The organism is Streptomyces sp. H27-H5 (assembly GCF_026627505.1).
GTDB lineage: Bacteria > Actinomycetota > Actinomycetes > Streptomycetales > Streptomycetaceae > Streptomyces.
The window spans coordinates 13,857-30,720 of the sequence record NZ_JAPNLK010000045.1; the positions used below are offsets into that span (position 1 = coordinate 13,857).

General features: G+C 71.3%; 15 protein-coding genes. 1 reads left to right on the plus strand and 14 read right to left on the minus strand.

Translation table 11 applies throughout. The features are described 5' to 3' along the window. Positions 1 to 82: 82 nt before the first annotated feature. The 8 genes from lepB to proS form a co-directional block, all read right to left on the minus strand. Entirely contained in the window at positions 83 to 793 is a 711-nt protein-coding gene (gene lepB / locus OTB19_RS22450) for a signal peptidase I (RefSeq protein ID WP_267800161.1), read from the minus strand. A 44-nt stretch (positions 794 to 837) separates the two neighbouring features. Further along, entirely contained in the window at positions 838 to 1,188 is a 351-nt protein-coding gene (gene rplS, locus OTB19_RS22455) for a 50S ribosomal protein L19 (RefSeq protein WP_053675143.1), read from the minus strand. Positions 1,189 to 1,321: 133 nt separating this feature from the next. Beyond that, positions 1,322 to 2,143 carry a tRNA (guanosine(37)-N1)-methyltransferase TrmD gene (gene trmD, locus OTB19_RS22460; protein WP_267800162.1) on the minus strand — a complete coding sequence of 274 codons (822 nt, stop codon included), beginning with the start codon at positions 2,141 to 2,143 and terminating at the stop codon, positions 1,322 to 1,324. Next, the gene (gene rimM, locus OTB19_RS22465) at positions 2,143 to 2,739 is read right to left on the minus strand and encodes a ribosome maturation factor RimM (RefSeq protein WP_267800163.1); all 597 of its coding nucleotides are present in this window, start codon (positions 2,737 to 2,739) and stop codon (positions 2,143 to 2,145) included. Before rimM ends, trmD begins: the two co-directional genes overlap by 1 nt. Before the next feature lie 96 nt (positions 2,740 to 2,835). Beyond that, positions 2,836 to 3,075: an RNA-binding protein gene (locus OTB19_RS22470; protein WP_030708535.1), complete on the minus strand. Its 240-nt coding sequence runs from the start codon at positions 3,073 to 3,075 to the stop codon at positions 2,836 to 2,838. A gap of 2 nt (positions 3,076 to 3,077) precedes the next feature. Then, a complete protein-coding gene (rpsP, locus tag OTB19_RS22475) occupies positions 3,078 to 3,518 on the minus strand; it encodes a 30S ribosomal protein S16 (protein WP_053675137.1) in 441 nt (146 codons plus the stop codon). A 260-nt stretch (positions 3,519 to 3,778) separates the two neighbouring features. Continuing rightward, the gene (locus OTB19_RS22480) at positions 3,779 to 4,378 is read right to left on the minus strand and encodes a hypothetical protein (RefSeq protein ID WP_053675136.1); all 600 of its coding nucleotides are present in this window, start codon (positions 4,376 to 4,378) and stop codon (positions 3,779 to 3,781) included. A 202-nt stretch (positions 4,379 to 4,580) separates the two neighbouring features. After that, positions 4,581 to 5,993, minus strand: coding sequence for a proline--tRNA ligase (proS, locus tag OTB19_RS22485; RefSeq protein ID WP_267800164.1), 1,413 nt, complete (start codon positions 5,991 to 5,993; stop codon positions 4,581 to 4,583). Positions 5,994 to 6,125: 132 nt separating this feature from the next. On the opposite strand from proS, the gene OTB19_RS22490 reads away from it, so the two are divergent. Next, entirely contained in the window at positions 6,126 to 6,803 is a 678-nt protein-coding gene (locus OTB19_RS22490) for a methyltransferase type 11 (RefSeq protein ID WP_267800165.1), read from the plus strand. Between the two features lie 21 nt (positions 6,804 to 6,824). Here the strand turns inward: OTB19_RS22490 and ftsH are convergent, their stop codons facing one another. The 6 genes from ftsH to OTB19_RS22520 all read right to left on the minus strand — a co-directional run bounded on the left by ftsH (position 6,825) and on the right by OTB19_RS22520 (position 16,583). Beyond that, positions 6,825 to 8,741: an ATP-dependent zinc metalloprotease FtsH gene (ftsH, locus tag OTB19_RS22495; RefSeq protein WP_420716889.1), complete on the minus strand. Its 1,917-nt coding sequence runs from the start codon at positions 8,739 to 8,741 to the stop codon at positions 6,825 to 6,827. Between the two features lie 150 nt (positions 8,742 to 8,891). After that, positions 8,892 to 10,466: a signal recognition particle protein gene (gene ffh, locus OTB19_RS22500; RefSeq protein ID WP_267800166.1), complete on the minus strand. Its 1,575-nt coding sequence runs from the start codon at positions 10,464 to 10,466 to the stop codon at positions 8,892 to 8,894. Positions 10,467 to 10,684: 218 nt separating this feature from the next. Beyond that, positions 10,685 to 13,111, minus strand: a complete 2,427-nt coding sequence (locus OTB19_RS22505) for a [protein-PII] uridylyltransferase (RefSeq protein ID WP_267800167.1) — start codon at positions 13,109 to 13,111, stop codon at positions 10,685 to 10,687. A 17-nt stretch (positions 13,112 to 13,128) separates the two neighbouring features. Next, complete coding sequence (locus OTB19_RS22510) at positions 13,129 to 13,467, minus strand: P-II family nitrogen regulator (protein ID WP_053675124.1); 339 nt, start codon at positions 13,465 to 13,467, stop codon at positions 13,129 to 13,131. After that, positions 13,464 to 14,801: an ammonium transporter gene (locus tag OTB19_RS22515; RefSeq protein ID WP_267800168.1), complete on the minus strand. Its 1,338-nt coding sequence runs from the start codon at positions 14,799 to 14,801 to the stop codon at positions 13,464 to 13,466. Before OTB19_RS22515 ends, OTB19_RS22510 begins: the two co-directional genes overlap by 4 nt. Before the next feature lie 291 nt (positions 14,802 to 15,092). Further along, positions 15,093 to 16,583 carry a hypothetical protein gene (locus OTB19_RS22520; protein WP_267800169.1) on the minus strand — a complete coding sequence of 497 codons (1,491 nt, stop codon included), beginning with the start codon at positions 16,581 to 16,583 and terminating at the stop codon, positions 15,093 to 15,095. Positions 16,584 to 16,864: the final 281 nt, after the last annotated feature.

Sequence of the window (16,864 nt, forward strand, 5' to 3'; positions counted from 1 at the left end):
CGGTCCTCGTGCCGGGGCGGGCCTCGACGGCGCCTCCACCCAGTGTTCGGGCTCCCGGCGACCGCGTCCGCGTCGTCGCCGGCTACCCATGTCCGCCGCCCGCGGGCCCGGCGGCGCCCCAACGCGAGAGCGGCCAGCCGATCCAGTCGGCCCGCCCGATCACCCTTTCCACCGGCACCATCCCCCCGCCCGGCTCCCCCAGATGGTCCCGGGAGTCCCGGGACTGGGAGCGATGATCACCCATGACCCACAGGGTCCCAAGGGGTACGACGATCCGGAAGGGCACCTTCGAGGCCGTGTCCCCCGGGAACAGGTAGGGCTCGTCGAGCGTGGTGCCGTTGACCCGGATCCGGCCGCCCGCGTCGCAACAGACCACGTCGTCACCGCCCACCCCCACCACCCGTTTCACGAAGTCGGTCTCCGACGGGTCTCCGATGCCGAGCGCGGACGCCGCGCCGCGCAGGCTCTGGCCCATCGAACCGGATCCGGCCCCCTCGGTCACGAAGGAGCCTCTGCCGTCGAAGACGACGAGGTCCCCGCGCCGCGGCTGGTCGCCGAACCGGTACGCGAGCTTGTTGACCAGGACCCGGTCACCGACCCGGAACGTCGGTTCCATCGACCGGCTCGGGATCAGGAAGGGCTGCAGGACGAAATTGCTGAACAGAAGCAGGAAGACCGTGCAGATCACACCGAGCAGTCCGACGCGCCTCCACGAGAACGCGAAACGCGACCGCCCCTCCCCCTGGTCGGGGGAGGAGTGGCCGCGTCGTGTGAGCTCTGCTTCGGTGTCCATCGGGTGCGAGCCTATCCGGCCCGCCCCTGGACCCGGAGATGAGATCAGCGGTCGCGCTTCTCCTTGATCTTCGCGGCCTTGCCGCGGAGCTCACGGAGGAAGTACAGCTTGGCGCGACGCACGTCACCGCGGGTGACGACCTCGATCTTCTCGAAGATCGGGGAGTTCACCGGGAAGGTGCGCTCGACACCGACGCTGAAGGAGACCTTGCGAACGGTGAAGGTCTCGGAGACGCCGGCGCCCTGACGGCGGATGACGACACCCTTGAACTGCTGGATACGGGAGCGGTTGCCCTCGATCACGCGGACGTGCACGTTGATCGTGTCACCGGGACGGAAGGCCGGGACGTCGGAACGGATCGAGGCGGCATTGACGCCATCGAGCAGGTGAGACATGTGCTTCGTCTGCTTTCTTCGCACGGCGCCACAGGTCGCCGAAGCGGGTTTCCGGAGAGAATTCGGGAGCCGCGTCGCTCGCCGGACGACGTTCCCCCTGTGGCAGGGGCGCCCGCGAGCACACAGCAGCCGCCTATTCTTCCACGGTCTGCGGCCTGAGCCAAAATCGGCCGTCGACGGAGGGCTTCCAGCCGAGCGCGCCGAGCATCGCCCTGTCCTTCTTGTCGAAGGCGGACGCCTCGCAGCGCTCGATCAGGTCGGGACGGTTCGCGGCGGTGCGGCGGAACGCCTCGTCGCGGCGCCAGCGCGCGATCTTCCCGTGGTGGCCGCTGAGCAGCACGTCCGGGATTCCGCGGCCGCGCCACTCGGGGGGCTTCGTGTAGACGGGCCCCTCCAGCAGGTTGGCCATCTCGCCGGGGGCGAAGGAGTCGTCGCGGTGTGACTCGGCGTTGCCGAGGACTCCGGGCAGCAGCCGGGCCACGGCCTCGGTGACGACCAGGACGGCCGCCTCGCCGCCCGCCAGGACGTAGTCGCCGATGGAGACCTCGTACACCGGCAGGCGCGTCGCGTACTCGTCCATGACGCGGCGGTCGATGCCCTCGTACCGGGCCGGGGTGAAGATCAGCCAGGGCCGCTCGGAGAGCTCGACGGCGAGTTCCTGGGTGAAGGGCCGGCCGCTGGGCGTCGGGACGACGATGACCGGGCCGTGCGCGCCGGCCTCGTAGCCGTCGGCGAGCGCCGCGTCCAGTGCCTCGCCCCACGGGTCGGTCTTCATGACCATGCCCGGGCCGCCGCCGTAGGGGGTGTCGTCGACGGTGTTGTGGCGGTCGTACGTCCAGTCCCGCAGGTCGTGGACGTGGACGTCGAGCTGCCCGCGGGCCCGGGCCTTGCCGACGAGGGAGACGTTCAACGGCTCCAGGTACTCGGGGAAGATCGTCACGACGTCGAGACGCATCAGGCGTCTGCCCCGGGAGCGGCGGCCTTGTCTTCCTCGTCGCCTTCGTCGTCGCCTTCGTCGTCGCGCGCGGAAGCGATCTCCGCACGGTCGTCGATCAGCCCGGGCGGCGGCGTGATGACGCAGCGCTGCTCTTCGAGGTCGATCTCGGCGACGATCTCCTCGACGAAGGGGATCATCACCTCGGTGCCGTCCGGCCGTTCGACGATGAACAGGTCCTGCGAGAGCAGGTGGGTGATCTCGGTGATCCGACCGATCTCGGTGCCGTCCTCCAGCACCACGTCCAGGTCCATCAGCTGGTGGTCGTAGTACTCGTCGGGCTCTTCCGGCAGTTCCGCCGGGTCCACGTCCGCGATGAGCAGGGTGTTCCGCAGCGCCTCGGCGCCCGTGCGGTCCTTCACCCCGGCGAAGCGCAGCAGCAGCCTGCCGCTGTGCACCCGACCCGTCTCGATGGTCAGCGGGCCCGCGGACGCCGGTTCGGTCTGGAGCACGGCGCCGGGCCCGAGCCGCAACTCGGGCTCGTCGGTCCGTACCTCGACGGTGACCTCACCCTTGATCCCGTGGGCGCGGCCGATCCGCGCGACTACCAGCTGCACTGTGTGTCTCTCCTGTTCAGACGACGACGGGCCGGGGCGGGCACGTATGCCCTCCCCGGCCCGTGCCGGTGTTTCACGCTGTCAACGGCGCCGGTCTCAGCGGACCTGGTCCACGTCGACGAGGTCGACGCGGATCCCCCGGCCGCCGATGGCGCCCACGACGGTACGCAGAGCACGTGCGGTGCGGCCGTTGCGACCGATCACCTTGCCCAGGTCGTCCGGGTGGACCCGGACTTCCAGCACCTGCCCGCGGCGCAGGTCGCGCGAGGCGACCTGCACTTCGTCGGGGTTGTCCACAATGCCCTTCACGAGGTGCTCAAGAGCCTCCTCGAGCATGCTCAGGCCTCGGTCGACTCGGCGGTGGCCTCAGCCTCGTCCGCCTTCTTGTCGGCCTTCTTCGCCTTCTGCGTGATGGCCTCGCCCTTGGTCTCGCCGATGCCCTCGAGGGCCTTGGCGAACTCGTCGAACGTGCGGCGCTTGCTCTCCTTGGTCTCCGGCTGCAGCAGCGGCGCGGGGGCCGGGAGGCCCTTGTGCGCCTGCCAGTCACCGGTCAGCTTCAGGATGGCGAGCACGGCCTCGGTGGGCTGGGCGCCGACCGAGAGCCAGTACTGCGCACGCTCGGCGTTGACCTCGATGCGCGACGGGTTGTACGTCGGGTGGTACAGACCGATCTCTTCGATCGCACGACCATCGCGGCGGGTGCGCGAGTCGGCGACGACGATGCGGTAGTGCGGCTGGCGAATCTTGCCGAGGCGCTTGAGCTTGATCTTGACTGCCACTGGAGTGGTGTCTCCTGAACTTGACGTGGTTGGGCACATGAGATGCCACGTGGGGTTGCGGTACTCGGGTGCCCGATGGACGCGTCAGCCGGAGGAGAGAGGGGTCCTATGCGACTGTCGAGTACAGCTAGCCATTCTGCCACATGCCTGCGGCGCTTCCTCTCGGGGAGCGGTGATCGATGGCACGCGGACGCGCGCCACCGATGCCGCCACCGCCGGCCGGAGGCCGCGCCGGCCCGTACGGGCCTTGGCCGGCGTCGTCAGGAGGCGGCGGCCGAGACGGCCACCTCGGGAATGCGGAACGGTTTCATGCAGCCCCCGCAGACGATGGGCGCCTGGGCCAGTACGGACGGGACGACCCGCACGTTCCGGCCGCAGTCGCAGACCGCCTTGACCCGCACACCGCCACCGGACGAACCGTGACGGGCGGCGGGCCCTCGGAAACTGCGCTTGGTGTCGGCGGCGGTGGCGACCGTGTGCGCCTTCAGCGCGCGGTGCAGCCGCTCGATGGTCGGGCGGTAGCGCCGCTTCGCCTCGGGGTTGAGCGAGACCAGGGAGAAGCCGCTGCTGGCGTGCGGTTCCTCGGAGTGGTCCAGCCCCATCTCCTCGGCGATCGCGAGGAATCTGCGGTTGTGGTAGCGGCCGGCCCGCGAGGTGTCGCGGACTCCACGGGCGGCTGCGATGCCGTGGACTGCCTCGTGCAGCAGTCGCTCGAAGGAGAGCTCGGCGCCGCAGGCGGACGAGGACTCTCCGATCAGGGACTCGGGCGCGGCAAGGTCAGGCAGCTCGGGGTGGTACCGCTGAATATCGGCCCACGCCTGCGCCAGCTCTGCGGCGAGAACAGGTGGTGTCGTGCTCACGTCGTGACAACGAGCCGGGGTGCCCCGGTGTTCCGATTCCGGGCCATTCCAAATTTTTTGCACGTACCAGTCAGTTCAGTCTCATGCGTCCTGACGAGGACGGGTGCGCATATCCCCGGAGGAGTCGGTACGTAACGAGGCCCAACGACAGCCGCCCCCGGTGCGCGGCGCGGGGCCGCACGCCCGGGGGCGGGTCGGTGGATCAGTACGAGCGTGCGACGATCGCGAGGGTGCCGGGGGCGTCGTCCGCCTGCGGAACCGACCCGTCGGGGGCGATCAGGCAGCGTACGGAGACGGCCTGTTCGGCCAGCTTGGCCTCGCCCTCGGGGCCGAGGTCGGCCCACGGGATGCGCGCCCAGCCACCGGCGATGGCGGCCTCGGCGGCCTCCTCGATGGTCGCGACGTCGGAGGTGCGGGCCTCGCGGCGCTCGCGGGACTCGCGCAGCAGCTGCGCCTGGTCCTCCTCCAGCACCCTGGGCAGCAGGTCGAGCAGCGCGGAGATCTGCACGGCCTCCTTGCCGCCCGGGATCCGGCGGGCGAGCATCGCGGTGCCGGCCTCCAGGTCGCGGGGGCCGATCTCGATGCGTACGGGTACGCCCTTGAGCTCCCAGTCCACGGCGCGGCGGCCGAAGGGGGTGTCGACGCGGTCGTCGACCTGCACGCGGATGCCCGCGGCCTTGAGCTGGGCGCCCAGCTCGCGGACCTTGGTCACGGCCTCGTCGCCCTTGATCGCCATGACGACGACCTGGACGTGCGCGAGGCGCGGCGGGACGCGCAGCCCGTTGTCGTCGCCGTGCGACATGATCAGGCCGCCGACCATGCGGGTCGAGACGCCCCACGAGGTCTGCCAGACCAGCTCCTGCTTGCCTTCCTTCGACAGGTACTGCGTGTTGAAGGCCTTGGCGAAGTTGGTGCCGAGCTCGTGGCTCGTGCCCAGCTGGAGGGCCTTGCCGTCGCCCATCATGCCCTCGAGGGTGAGGGTGTTGATGGCGCCGGCGAAGCGCTCCTTGGCGGTCTTGCGGCCGAGCACGACGTCGATGCCGAGCACGTTCGTCATGAAGTCGCCGTAGACGTCCGTGTGGATGCGCGCCGCGTAGTCGCGGGCGTCCTCGTAGGTGGCGTGGGCGGTGTGGCCCTCCTGCCAGAGGAACTCGCTCGTACGGAGGAACACGCGCGGGCGCATCTCCCAGCGGACCACGTTGGCCCACTGGTTGATCAGCAGGGGCAGGTCGCGGTAGCTCTGGACCCACTTCGAGAAGTAGTCGTTGATGATCGTCTCGGAGGTGGGGCGGACGACGACCGGCTCGTCGAGTTCCTTGCCACCGCCGTGCGTGACGACCGCGAGCTCGGGGGCGAAGCCCTCCACGTGCTCGGCTTCCCGGGTCAGGTAGGACTGCGGGATGAACAGCGGGAAGTACGCGTTCTGGGCGCCCGCGTCCTTGATGCGCGCGTCCATCTCCTGCTGCATCCGCTCCCACAGCCCGTAGCCGTACGGTCGGATGACCATGGTGCCGCGTACCGGACCGTTGTCGGCCAGCTCGGCCTTGTTGATCAGATCCTGGTACCAGCGGGGGAAATCCTCCGCCTGGGGGGTGAGAACGGGTGCCTTTGCCATGGCGCGAATGGTACGGCGCCGGGCACGCGATGCGTGAATCGGGTGGCTCGTTCCTCTGGACGCGGGGGCGAATGGGGAGTTCCCTGGCAACGGGGGCCAGGGGGCGACAAAGGAATCAGGAGCGCTCTTTCGATGACACCGACGCCGACGGCGACGCTCGTCGCCCGGGACTGGGCGGAGATCCAGGAACGGATGCTGGTACCGCTGTACGAAGCCGTCTACGAACGGCTGGAGGTCGGGCCGGGCGACCGGCTGCTGGGCCTCGATTGCGGGGCCGGACTGGCCCTGCTGTTGGCCGCGGGGCGGGGAGCCCTGGCCACGGGCGTGGAGGCGGACCCGGCACGCCGGGCGCTGGCCCGTGAGCGGCTGCTGGAGGTGGTCGCCGCTCCCCCGGCGTCGCCGGCGCGTCCGTACGACGTCGTGCTGGCCTTCACGCCCCGCCCGCCGGACCTGGCGGCGGCCCTGCCCGCGGTCCGCCGCGGCGGCGTGGTGGTGCTGGCCGACTGGGGCCCGGCGGAGCGGTGCACGGTGCCGGCGGTGCTCGGCGGCGGGCCCGCCCCGCGGGACCTGGACGCGATGGTGGCGTCGGCCGGGCTGGTGCCGGACGGATCGGGGCGGGTGTTCTGCCCGTTCGGGTACGCGGACGTGGACAGCGCGGTGCGCGGGCTGCTGTCGACCGGGATGTACGAACACGCGGACTCGGCCCAGGTCGAGAAGGAACTGGCCGAGGCGCTTCACCCGTACGAACGGGCCGACGGATCGGTCTGGTTGCCGAACATCTTCCGGTACGTGGTCGCCCGGACGGCCTAACGGGCCGGATCGCGTGTCCGGCTACTTGTGGAGGCGCGCGATGCCCGCCGCGGCGTAGGCGGCGGGCTCGTCCAGGGTCTCGTTCGCGAGCAGCGCCTCGGCGAGCGCGTCCAGCTTGTCGCGGTTCTCGCGCAGCAGTCGGCAGGCGTCCTCGTAGCACTCGTCGACGATCCGTCGCATCTCGTGGTCGACGGCGTCGAGGGTGGCGGGCGCGGCGAGGAGACCGTAGGGGCTTTGCGCGTCCGCCGGGATCGCGGTGAGCCGGCCGATCCGCTCGCTCATGCCCCAACGGCCCACCATGCCGCGGACGATGTTGGTGACCTGCTCCAGGTCGTTCTCCGCGCCCGTGGTGATGACCGCGTACACCACCTGCTCGGCGGCCATTCCGCCGAGCGCGCCGATGACGCGGCCCCGGAGGTACTCCTCCGTGTAGGCGTACCGGTCGGCGTCCGGGGTCGAGAGGGTGACGCCGAGTGCCCGGCCGCGCGGCACGATGGTGATCTTCCGTACGGGGTCGGCGCCCGGCTGGAGCATGCCCAGGAGGGCGTGGCCGCTCTCGTGGTAGGCGGTGCGGCGGCGCTCCTCGTCGGGCATGACCAGGGGGCGTTCGGCGCCGAGTTGGACCTTCTCCAGTGCGTCGGACAGGTCGGCCTGGGTGACCGCGTCCTGTCGGCGCTTGACCGCCAGCAGGGCGGCCTCGTTGGCCAGGTTGGCCAGTTCGGCGCCGGTCATGCCCGGGGTCGTCCGGGCCACCTGGGCGAGGTCCACGCCGGGCGCGAGCGGGATGTCGCGGGTGTGGATGCGCAGGATCGCCTCCCGGCCGGCCTTGTCGGGCGGGGAGACGACGACGGTGCGGTCGAACCGGCCGGGGCGGGTCAGGGCGGGGTCGAGGACATCGGCGCGGTTGGTGGCGGCGAGGACGACGACCCCCTCCGAGCCGGAGAAGCCGTCCATCTCGGTGAGGATCTGGTTGAGGGTCTGTTCGCGCTCGTCGTGGCCGCCCATGGCGGCGCCGCCGCCGCGCGCCCGGCCGATGGTGTCGATCTCGTCGATGAAGATGATCGCGGGGGCCACCTTGCGGGCCTCGGAGAAGAGTTCCCGTACCCGGGAGGCGCCGACGCCGACGATCATCTCGATGAACTCGGAGGCGGAGGCGGAGAAGAAGGGCACCCCGGCCTCGCCCGCGACGGCGCGGGCCAGCAGGGTCTTGCCGGTGCCGGGGAGGCCGGCGAGGAGGACCCCGCCGGGCATGCGGGCGCCCAGCTTGCGGTACTCCTGCGGGTTCTTGAGGAAGTCGACGACGTCGTTCAGTTCGCCCTCGACCTCGTCGATGCCGGCCACGTCGTCGAAGGTGGTGCGTTTGGCGCCGGTCTCCAGTTCCACGGGCTTGGGCGGCGCCTTGCGGCCGAGCCCTCCCATGCCGCCCATGGCCGAGCCCATCCGTCGGGCGATGAACATCCACAGGACGACGAGCAGGAGGATGGGGGCGAGGGAGATCAGCAGGTTGGCGAGGAAGCTGCGCTGTTCGACGACCGGGGAGGCGGTGACGGTGACGCCCTTGGCGGTGAGGTTCGACCACAGTTGGTCGTCGGCGAAGGCGGGCCGCTGGGTGACGAACTTCGTGTAGTCGCCGTCGGGGGCGGGTTGCTTGTTCTTCAGCTGCCCCTGGATGGCGTCGCCCTTGGAGTAGATCTTCGAGACGTTGCCGTCGGCGACCTGCTTGCTGAACTCCGTGTACGAGATCGTCGGCTCGTCGCCCTCGTTGAAGAACGACAGCACGAGGTTGGTCAGCAGGAAGAGGATCAGCGCGGTGAGGATCAGCCCGCGCCAACCGCCGGGCATCCCCCTCTTGGGCGGCGGCGGGGTGGGCGGGGCGCCCTCGGAGCGCCAGGGGGTGTCGGCCCGGTCGCGCGGCGGTACGGGGGTGGGGTTGGGCACGGGGCCTCCTTCTGCCGTCCTCCCGCCCGACGATAAGCGACATACCTGATCATTGCGCCTCGACGGCCGGGTGCCGTGTACGCGGGAGGGCCCCGGCCGCATCCCCGGCCGGGGCCCTCCTCGTACGCGTCGCGCGGTGCCGTCAGGCGGTCACTTCATGAACTTCTTGAACTCGTCCGGGAGGTCGAAGTCCTGGCCGGGCTGGGCGCCGCCGGCCGGGAGACCGAACGGGTTGCCACCGGCGGCCGGCTCGCCCGCCTGCGGACCCTGCTCGCGCCGGGCCGCGGCCGCGGCCTCCTCTTCCTTGCGCTTCATCGGGTTGCCGCTCTTGCGCTTGCCCTTGGCCTGCTTGACCTGCTTCTTCTGCCGGCCGGGGCCGCCACCCATCCCGGGGATGCCGGGCATGCCGGGCATCCCGCCGCCCTGGGCCATGCGGGACATCATCTTGCGGGCCTCGAAGAAGCGCTCGACCAGCGACTTCACGGCGCTGACCTCGGCGCCGGAGCCCTTGGCGATGCGGGCGCGGCGCGAGCCGTTGATGAGGTGCGGGTCCTGGCGCTCGGCCGGGGTCATCGACTTGATGATCGCCGCCATGCGGTCCACGTCGCGCTCGTCGATGTTGTTGATCTGGTCCTTGATCTGGCCCATGCCGGGCAGCATGCCGAGGAGCTTGGAGATGGAGCCCATCTTGCGGACCTGCTCCATCTGGGCCAGGAAGTCGTCGAGCGTGAACTCCTTCGGGCCCTTCGCCAGCTTGGCCGCCATCTTCTCGGCCTCGGCCTGGCTGAACGTCTTCTCGGCCTGCTCGATCAGGGTGAGCATGTCACCCATGTCGAGGATCCGACCCGCCATGCGGTCGGGGTGGAAGGCGTCGAACTCGTCGAGCTTCTCGCCGTTCGAGGCGAACATGATCTGCTTGCCGGTGACGTGCGCGATGGAGAGCGCGGCACCGCCTCGGGCGTCGCCGTCGAGCTTGGAGAGCACGACGCCGTCGAAGCCGACGCCGTCGCGGAAGGCCTCCGCGGTGTTGACCGCGTCCTGGCCGATCATGGCGTCGACGACGAAGAGGATCTCGTCGGGGCTGACGGCGTCGCGGATGTCCGCGGCCTGCTGCATCAGCTCCTGGTCGATGCCGAGGCGACCGGCGGTGTCGACGACGACCACGTCGTACTGCTTGGTACGGGCGTACTCGATCGAGTCCTTGGCGACCTGGACCGGGTCACCGACGCCGTTTCCGGGCTGCGGCGCGTAGACGGCGACGCCCGCGCGCTCGGCCACCACGGAGAGCTGGTTGACGGCGTTGGGGCGCTGGAGGTCACACGCCACGAGGAGCGGGGCGTGGCCCTGCCCCTTCAGCCACAGGCCGAGCTTTCCGGCGAGGGTGGTCTTACCGGCACCCTGGAGACCGGCGAGCATGATCACCGTCGGGGCGGCCTTGGCGAAGCGCAGCCGTCGGGTCTCGCCACCGAGGATGGAGACCAGCTCGTCGTTGACGATCTTGAGGACCTGCTGGCCCGGGTTCAGGGCCTTGGAGACCTCTTCGCCGCGGGCGCGCTCCTTGACGTTCGCGATGAAGGAGCGGACGACCGGGAGGGCGACGTCGGCCTCGAGGAGGGCGATACGGATTTCCCGCGCCGCAGCGTCGATGTCCTGCTCGGAGAGGCGACCTTTGCCCCTGAGGGACTTGAAAGTCGAGGCAAGGCGGTCGGAAAGCGTATCGAACACGGTGGTCGCGATTCCTCAGGTCGGGGGCGTGTGGTCGCCCCCCAGGGTATCGGGCCTCGGGACGGATGTGCCCCCGGCCGTCCCAAGCGGCCGGGGTCCCGCCGGCGCACGGGCGGGGAGCAGGGGCGATGCGCTCGATCGGCGGCGCCGCGCGACCCCCGCCGGGGCCCGCGAAGGGCTCGGGCGAGGGGTCGGGCGAGGGTGGCGGCGAGGCGGTGTCAGCGCAGCGCCGCCGCCACCTCGGCGGCCAGCGCCGCCGCCGGGGCCGGCGGCAGCGGCTTGCCGTCGGCGTCGACGACGTACAGGGAGTCCACCGCGTTGGCGCCGAGCGTGGAGACGTGGGCGCTGCGGACGCGGACCCCCGCGGACTCCAGTGCCCGCCCGATCCGGTGCAGCAGCCCGACCGCGTCGGGTGCGCGCACCTCCAGCACCGTGGCCAGCGAGGAGACGTCGGGGATCACGCTGACCCGGGGCGGGGGCGGGACCACTCCGCGCCGCCGGGGGTAGGCCGACTCGCGCTCGGCCAGTTTCGCCGGGACGTCCAGGGAGCCGTCCAGCGCCCGGATCAGGTCGGTCCGCAGCCGTGCCGTCTCGGGCAGGGACCCGTACTCGGCGGCGACCCGCCAGCGCAGCACCAGTACCTCCCCGGGCAGGTCGGGCAGTTCCAGGGAGCGCAGGTCGGCGGCCCGTACGGTCAGCCGGTGCAGGGCCAGTACGCCGGCCGCGGCGGGGAGGACCCCGGGCTGGTCGGGGAGGGCGACGACGAGTTCGACGCCGACGGCGTCCTCCTCCTGGCGGGCGTGCAGCGCGAGCACCGGTTCCCCGGTGCGCAGCGCCTCCACCGCGAGGCGTTCCTGTTCCGTGGAGGGGATCTCCGGTTCGGTGGCGGCGGGCGGCGCGCCGCGCAGGACGGCCGCGACGCGGGCGACGAGGTCGGCCACCAGGGAACCGCGCCAGGCGCTCCAGGCGGCCGGCCCGGTGGCGAGGGCGTCGGCCTCGGTGAGCGCGTGCAGCAGTTCCAGGGTGCCGGTGGACCCGACCGCCTCCGCGACGGAGCGCACGGTGGCGGGGTCGTCGAGGTCGCGCCGGGTCGCGGTGTCGATGAGCAGCAGGTGGTTGCGGACGAGGACGCCGAGGACGGCGGTGTCCCGCGCGTCGAAGCCCACGCGGGTGGCCACGTCGCGGGCGATGGTCTCGCCGGCGACGGAGTGGTCCCCGGGCCAGCCCTTGCCGATGTCGTGCAGCAGCGCGGCCATCAGCAGCAGGTCGGGGCGGCTCACCCGGCGGGTCATCTCGGAGGCGCGGACGGCGGTCTCGACCAGGTGCCGGTCCACGGTCCAGGTGTGCACGGGGTTGCGTTGTGGCCGGCACCGGACGCGTTCCCAGTCGGGCAGCAGCCGCGTGATCAGCCCTTCCGCTTCGAGGGCCTCCCAGACACCGATCGTGGGCTCCCCCGCGCCGAGGAGCGTCAGGAGTTGTTCGCGGGCCTCGGCGGGCCAGGGCACGGGCAGGGGTTTCGCCTGCGCCGCGAGCCGGCGTACGGAGTGCGGGGACACGGGCAGGCCGGCCTGTGCGGCGGCCGCGCCGAGCCGCAGCGCGAGCACCGGGTCCCGTTCGGGGCGCGCGGCCAGCGCCAGCACGGCCTCGCCGTCGGATTCCACGACCCCTTCGGCCAGCGGGGCGCGCGCCGACTCGGCCGGGCCCCGGCTCCCCAGCAGCCCGCGCAGGCGGGGGCGGGCGGAACGGGCGCGCAGCACCCGCCCGACCTCGCGCCAGGTGACGTCTCCGGCGTACGCGACGACCCGCGCGGCCTCGTACACCTCGCGCAGCAGGGCGTCGGCGTCGAGCAGTCCGAGCCGTTCGGCGACCTGGTCCTGTTCCTGGAGGGAGAGCCGGTCGGTGGCCCGGCCGGTCACCAGGTGCAGGGCGTCGCGCGTGTCCAGCAGCGTGCGTCGGGCCTCGGCGAGTCCCTCGCGGGGGGCGTCGGCGAGCCAGGACGCGGCGACGGCCCGCAGCGCGGTGATGTCGCGCAGGCCGCCGCGGGCCTCCTTGAGGTCGGGTTCGAGCAGGAAGCGCAGCTCGCCGGCCCGGTCGGCGCGCTCGCGGCAAAGGCTGTGCAGTTGCGGGAGCCGTTTGACGGCCTGGTTGCGCCAGTCGGCCAGGACGGAGGTGCGCAGCCCGGCGAGGAGTCCGGCGTCACCGGCGACGGGGCGGGAGTCGAGCAGTCCGAGGTGGACCTTGAGGTCCTCGGCGGCGGTCTTGCGGGCCTCCGCGGGGGTCCGTACGGAGTGGTCGAGGGCCACGCCGAGGTCCCACACGGGGTACCAGAGGCGGTCGGCCAGCGCGCCGAGCGCGCGGGCGTCGGCCTTGCCGTCGTGCAGGAGCAGCAGGTCGAGGTCGCTGCGGGGGGAGAGTTCGGCGCGCCCGTAGCCGCCGACGGCGACCAGCGAGGCGCCTCGTACGCCGGTCTCCCGCACGGCTCGGGCGAAGAGGGCCCGCAGCCAGTCGTCGGTCAGGGCGGCCAGGGCGGAACGCCGGGAAGGCCCGGACCGCGACTCCTCCCGGAGGAGTCGCAGCCGGGCCGCGGCGTAACCGCTGGGTCCCGAGTCGGCCGGTTCGGTCGTGGTCGCGTCCACACTCGTCACCCAGGGTCTCCCGTCGCCTAGAGCGCGTCAGCGCCGCGCTCGCCGGTGCGGACCCGGATGATCGAGTCCACGGGGACGCTCCACACCTTGCCGTCACCGATCTTGCCGGTGTGGGCCGCGGTGACGAGCACATTCATCACGTCGTCGGCCGCGTCGTCCTCGACGACCACCTCGATGCGGATCTTCGGTACGAGGTCCACGGTGTACTCGGCGCCGCGGTAGACCTCCGTGTGGCCGCGCTGGCGGCCGTACCCGCTGGCCTCGGAGACCGTGAGTCCCTGCACCCCGAAGCGCTGGAGGGCTTCCTTGATCTCGTCGAGCCGGTGGGGCTTGACGATCGCGGTGATCAGCTTCATGCGTCAACCTTCTTGGTCGCGGCGGCAGCGGGGGTGGCGGTTCCGCGCGAGGCTCCGCCGCCGGCTCCGCTGAAGTCGTATGCGGTCTCGGCGTGCTCGACCTGGTCGATGCCGGAGACCTCGACGTCCTCGGTGACCCGCATTCCGATCGTCTTGTCGAGGAGGAAGGCGAGGATCGCGGACGCCACGAGAGAGTAGGCCAGGACCGAGAAGACTCCGATGGCCTGCTTGCCGAGTTGCTCCAGGCCGCCGCCGTAGAAGAGGCCGGCCACGTCGGACTGGACCCCGCCGGTGGCGAAGAATCCGACGAGCAGGGAGCCGACGATGCCGCCGACGAGGTGGACGCCGACCACGTCGAGGGAGTCGTCGTAGCCGAACTTGTACTTCAGGCCCACGGCCATGGCGCACAGCCCGCCGGCGATGGCCCCGACGGCGATCGCGCCGAGCGGGGAGACGGCGCCGCCCGACGGGGTGATGGCGACGAGGCCCGCGACGGCGCCGGAGGCGGCGCCGAGGGTGGTGAAGGAGCCGTGGCGCAGCTTCTCGTAGGCGAGCCAGGCGAGCATGGCGGCGGCGGTGGCGACCTGCGTGTTGACGAACATGACCGCGCCGACGCCGTCGTCGTTGCCGAGCCAGGAGCCCGCGTTGAAGCCGAACCAGCCGAACCACAGGAGGCCTGCGCCGAGCATCACGAGGGGGAGGCTGTGCGGGCGCATCGGGTCCTTCTTGAAGCCGACGCGCTTGCCGATGACCAGGATGACGCCGAGGGCCGCGGCGCCCGCGTTGATGTGGACGGCGGTGCCGCCGGCGAAGTCGATGACGCCGAGTTCGAAGAGCCAGCCGCCCGCGCCCCACACCCAGTGGGCGACGGGGAAGTAGACGACGGTGACCCACAGGGCGGTGAAGAGGGCCCAGGCGCTGAACTTGACGCGGTCGGCGAGGGCGCCGCTGATCAGGGCGGGGGTGATGACGGCGAACATCAGCTGGAAGACGGCGAAGACGTACACCGGGATGGTGTAGCCGTCCCACAGCTCGGTGATCCCGATGCCGCTGAGGCCGACGTAGTCGGAGGACCAGCCGATGAGCGAGCCGGCGTCGGTGCCGAAGGCGAGGCTGAATCCGTAGAGGACCCAGAGGATCGTGACGATCCCGAGGCTGATGAAGCTCATCATCAGCATGTTGAGACTGCTCTTGACGCGGACCATGCCTCCGTAGAAGAAGGCGAGTCCCGGGGTCATCAGCATGACCAGGGCGGAGCAGATGAGCATGAACCCGGTGTTCGCGGCAGACAGCGTCGGGGCGTCTGCCGCGAGGGTCGTGATGGCTGATGCCATCGGCGTCTCCTCGTCGTCGGTACGTTCGCGTGCGGGCGATCGTGAAAACCTGAGCGGCGTTAAGGGGCTGGCCGGTTATTGGCCCTGAGATTCGCGCAGGCCGGTTTCCGGCGGCGCCGCTGCGTGTTTCACGCCGATGACGAAGAGGTCGTGCGTGTTACGCCTCCATGAACGAGCGGAAGCGCGAAACCGGCCGCGGCGGTGACCCGGGAGACCTGGCTGGGGGAGCCTGATCGGGCTTCACGGGGTCCGCTGCCGCGGCCGGCGCCTGGGGGACGGCCGTCAGGGCCGTCAGACGGCCTCCGCGGCCTCGGGGAGCCGGGCGGCGAGGACGTCCGTCAGCCGGACCACCTCGGCGACGTCGCCGTACTCACGCGCGGCCTGGTCGACGGTCTTGCGGAGTCGCGTGTTCACCCGTTCGGACCGCACCTTTCGCGCCACGTCCAGGGCCTGGTCGACGAGGCCGGCCGCCTGCTCGGGCTCGCGCCGGAGCAGGTGGACGGTGGCCATCCCGACGAGGTTCAGGGCGTACGAGCGCTGGTGTTCGTCGTCCCTGGCGAACAGCTCCACGGCCCGTGCCATGACCGGTTCGGCGAGGGAGGCGTAGGTGGGGCTGCGGCCCGCGACGTAGGCCAGGTCCCGGTACGAGTGGGAGTTCTCGCCGTTCAGCTCGGCCTCGGAGAAGAAGCGGATCCAGTCGGGCTCGGGCTCGCCGTCGAAGGCGACGTCGGAGAAGGTGTCCTCGGCCATCCGCACGGCGCGCTTGCAGCGGCTGGGCTGGCCCATGTTGGCGTAGGCGCGGGCCTCCATCGCATACAGCATGGCCTGGGTCCGGGGTCCGGCGCAGTCGCGGCTGCCGTACTGCGCGAGGTGGATGAGTTCCAGGGCGTCCTCGGGACGCCCGAGGTGGATCATCTGGCGGCTCATGCCGGAGAGGATGTACGAGCCGAGCGGCTTGTCCCCGCCCTCCTTGGCGGCGTGCAGGGCCAGGACGAAGTACTTCTGCGCGGTGGGGTGCAGGCCGATGTCGTAGCTCATCCAGCCGGCGAGCTCGGCGAGCTCGGCCGCGACCTTGAAGAGCCGCTTCATGATCGGGGCGGGGTGGTTCTCCTGGAGCAGGTCGGTGACCTCGTGCAGCTGGCCCACCACGGCCTTGCGGCGCAGCCCGCCACCGCACTGGGCGTCCCACTGGCGGAACATCACGGTGGTGGCTTCGAGCAGGTCGAGTTCCGGTTCGGACAGCCGGGGCGGCCGGTGGCCGCCCGCGGAACCGCCCTCGGTACGCGATCCGGGGTCGGCGGTCGGGGTGGGGACGAGCCAGCGCTGCATGGGTTCGATGAGCGCGGGGCCCGCGCTGAGGGCGAGCGAGGTCCCCAGGAAGCCCCGGCGCGCCAGCATCAGGTCGCTGCGGGAGAACTCGCTGAGCAGCTCCACGGTCTGCGGGCCGGCCCAGGGCAGGTCCACGCCGGACACGGAGGGGGTCTGGTGGGCGGTGCGCAGGCCGAGCTGCTCGATGGCGACGACGGAGCCGAAGCGCTCGGAGAACAGCTCCGAGAGGATCCGAGGAACGGGTTCGCGGGGTTGCTCGCCGTCGAGCCAGCGGCGTACCCGCGAGGTGTCGGTGCTGATGTGGTGGGCGCCCATCTGGCGGGCCCGGCGGTTGACCTGTCGGGCCAGCTCGCCCTTGGACCAGCCACTGCGGACGAACCAGGAGGTCAGCTGCTCATTGCGATCGGCAGCCTCCGACGACTCGCTCGTTCCGCTTGCGCCGTTGCCGCTCACAGGAACGCCCCCATCCGTTCAGCATCCTCATCACGAAACCCTGGCTCGGAGCGCAGGCGCGACCGGGCGCCTTCACAGGTCCTTCACGCTTTGCCTCCGGCATACCCACGAACGGGTCTGCCCTCCGGGCTCGTGTACCGAAAGTAATCCTACGATCACCCGCACCGCGAGGTCGATTCCAGAAACGCCACCATTCGCCACCCCTGCGTATGAACTCGCCACCGGCCAGGCGCGATTCACTTGACAGGCAGGCGAAACGGAATGGTTGGACGGGAGTGCAC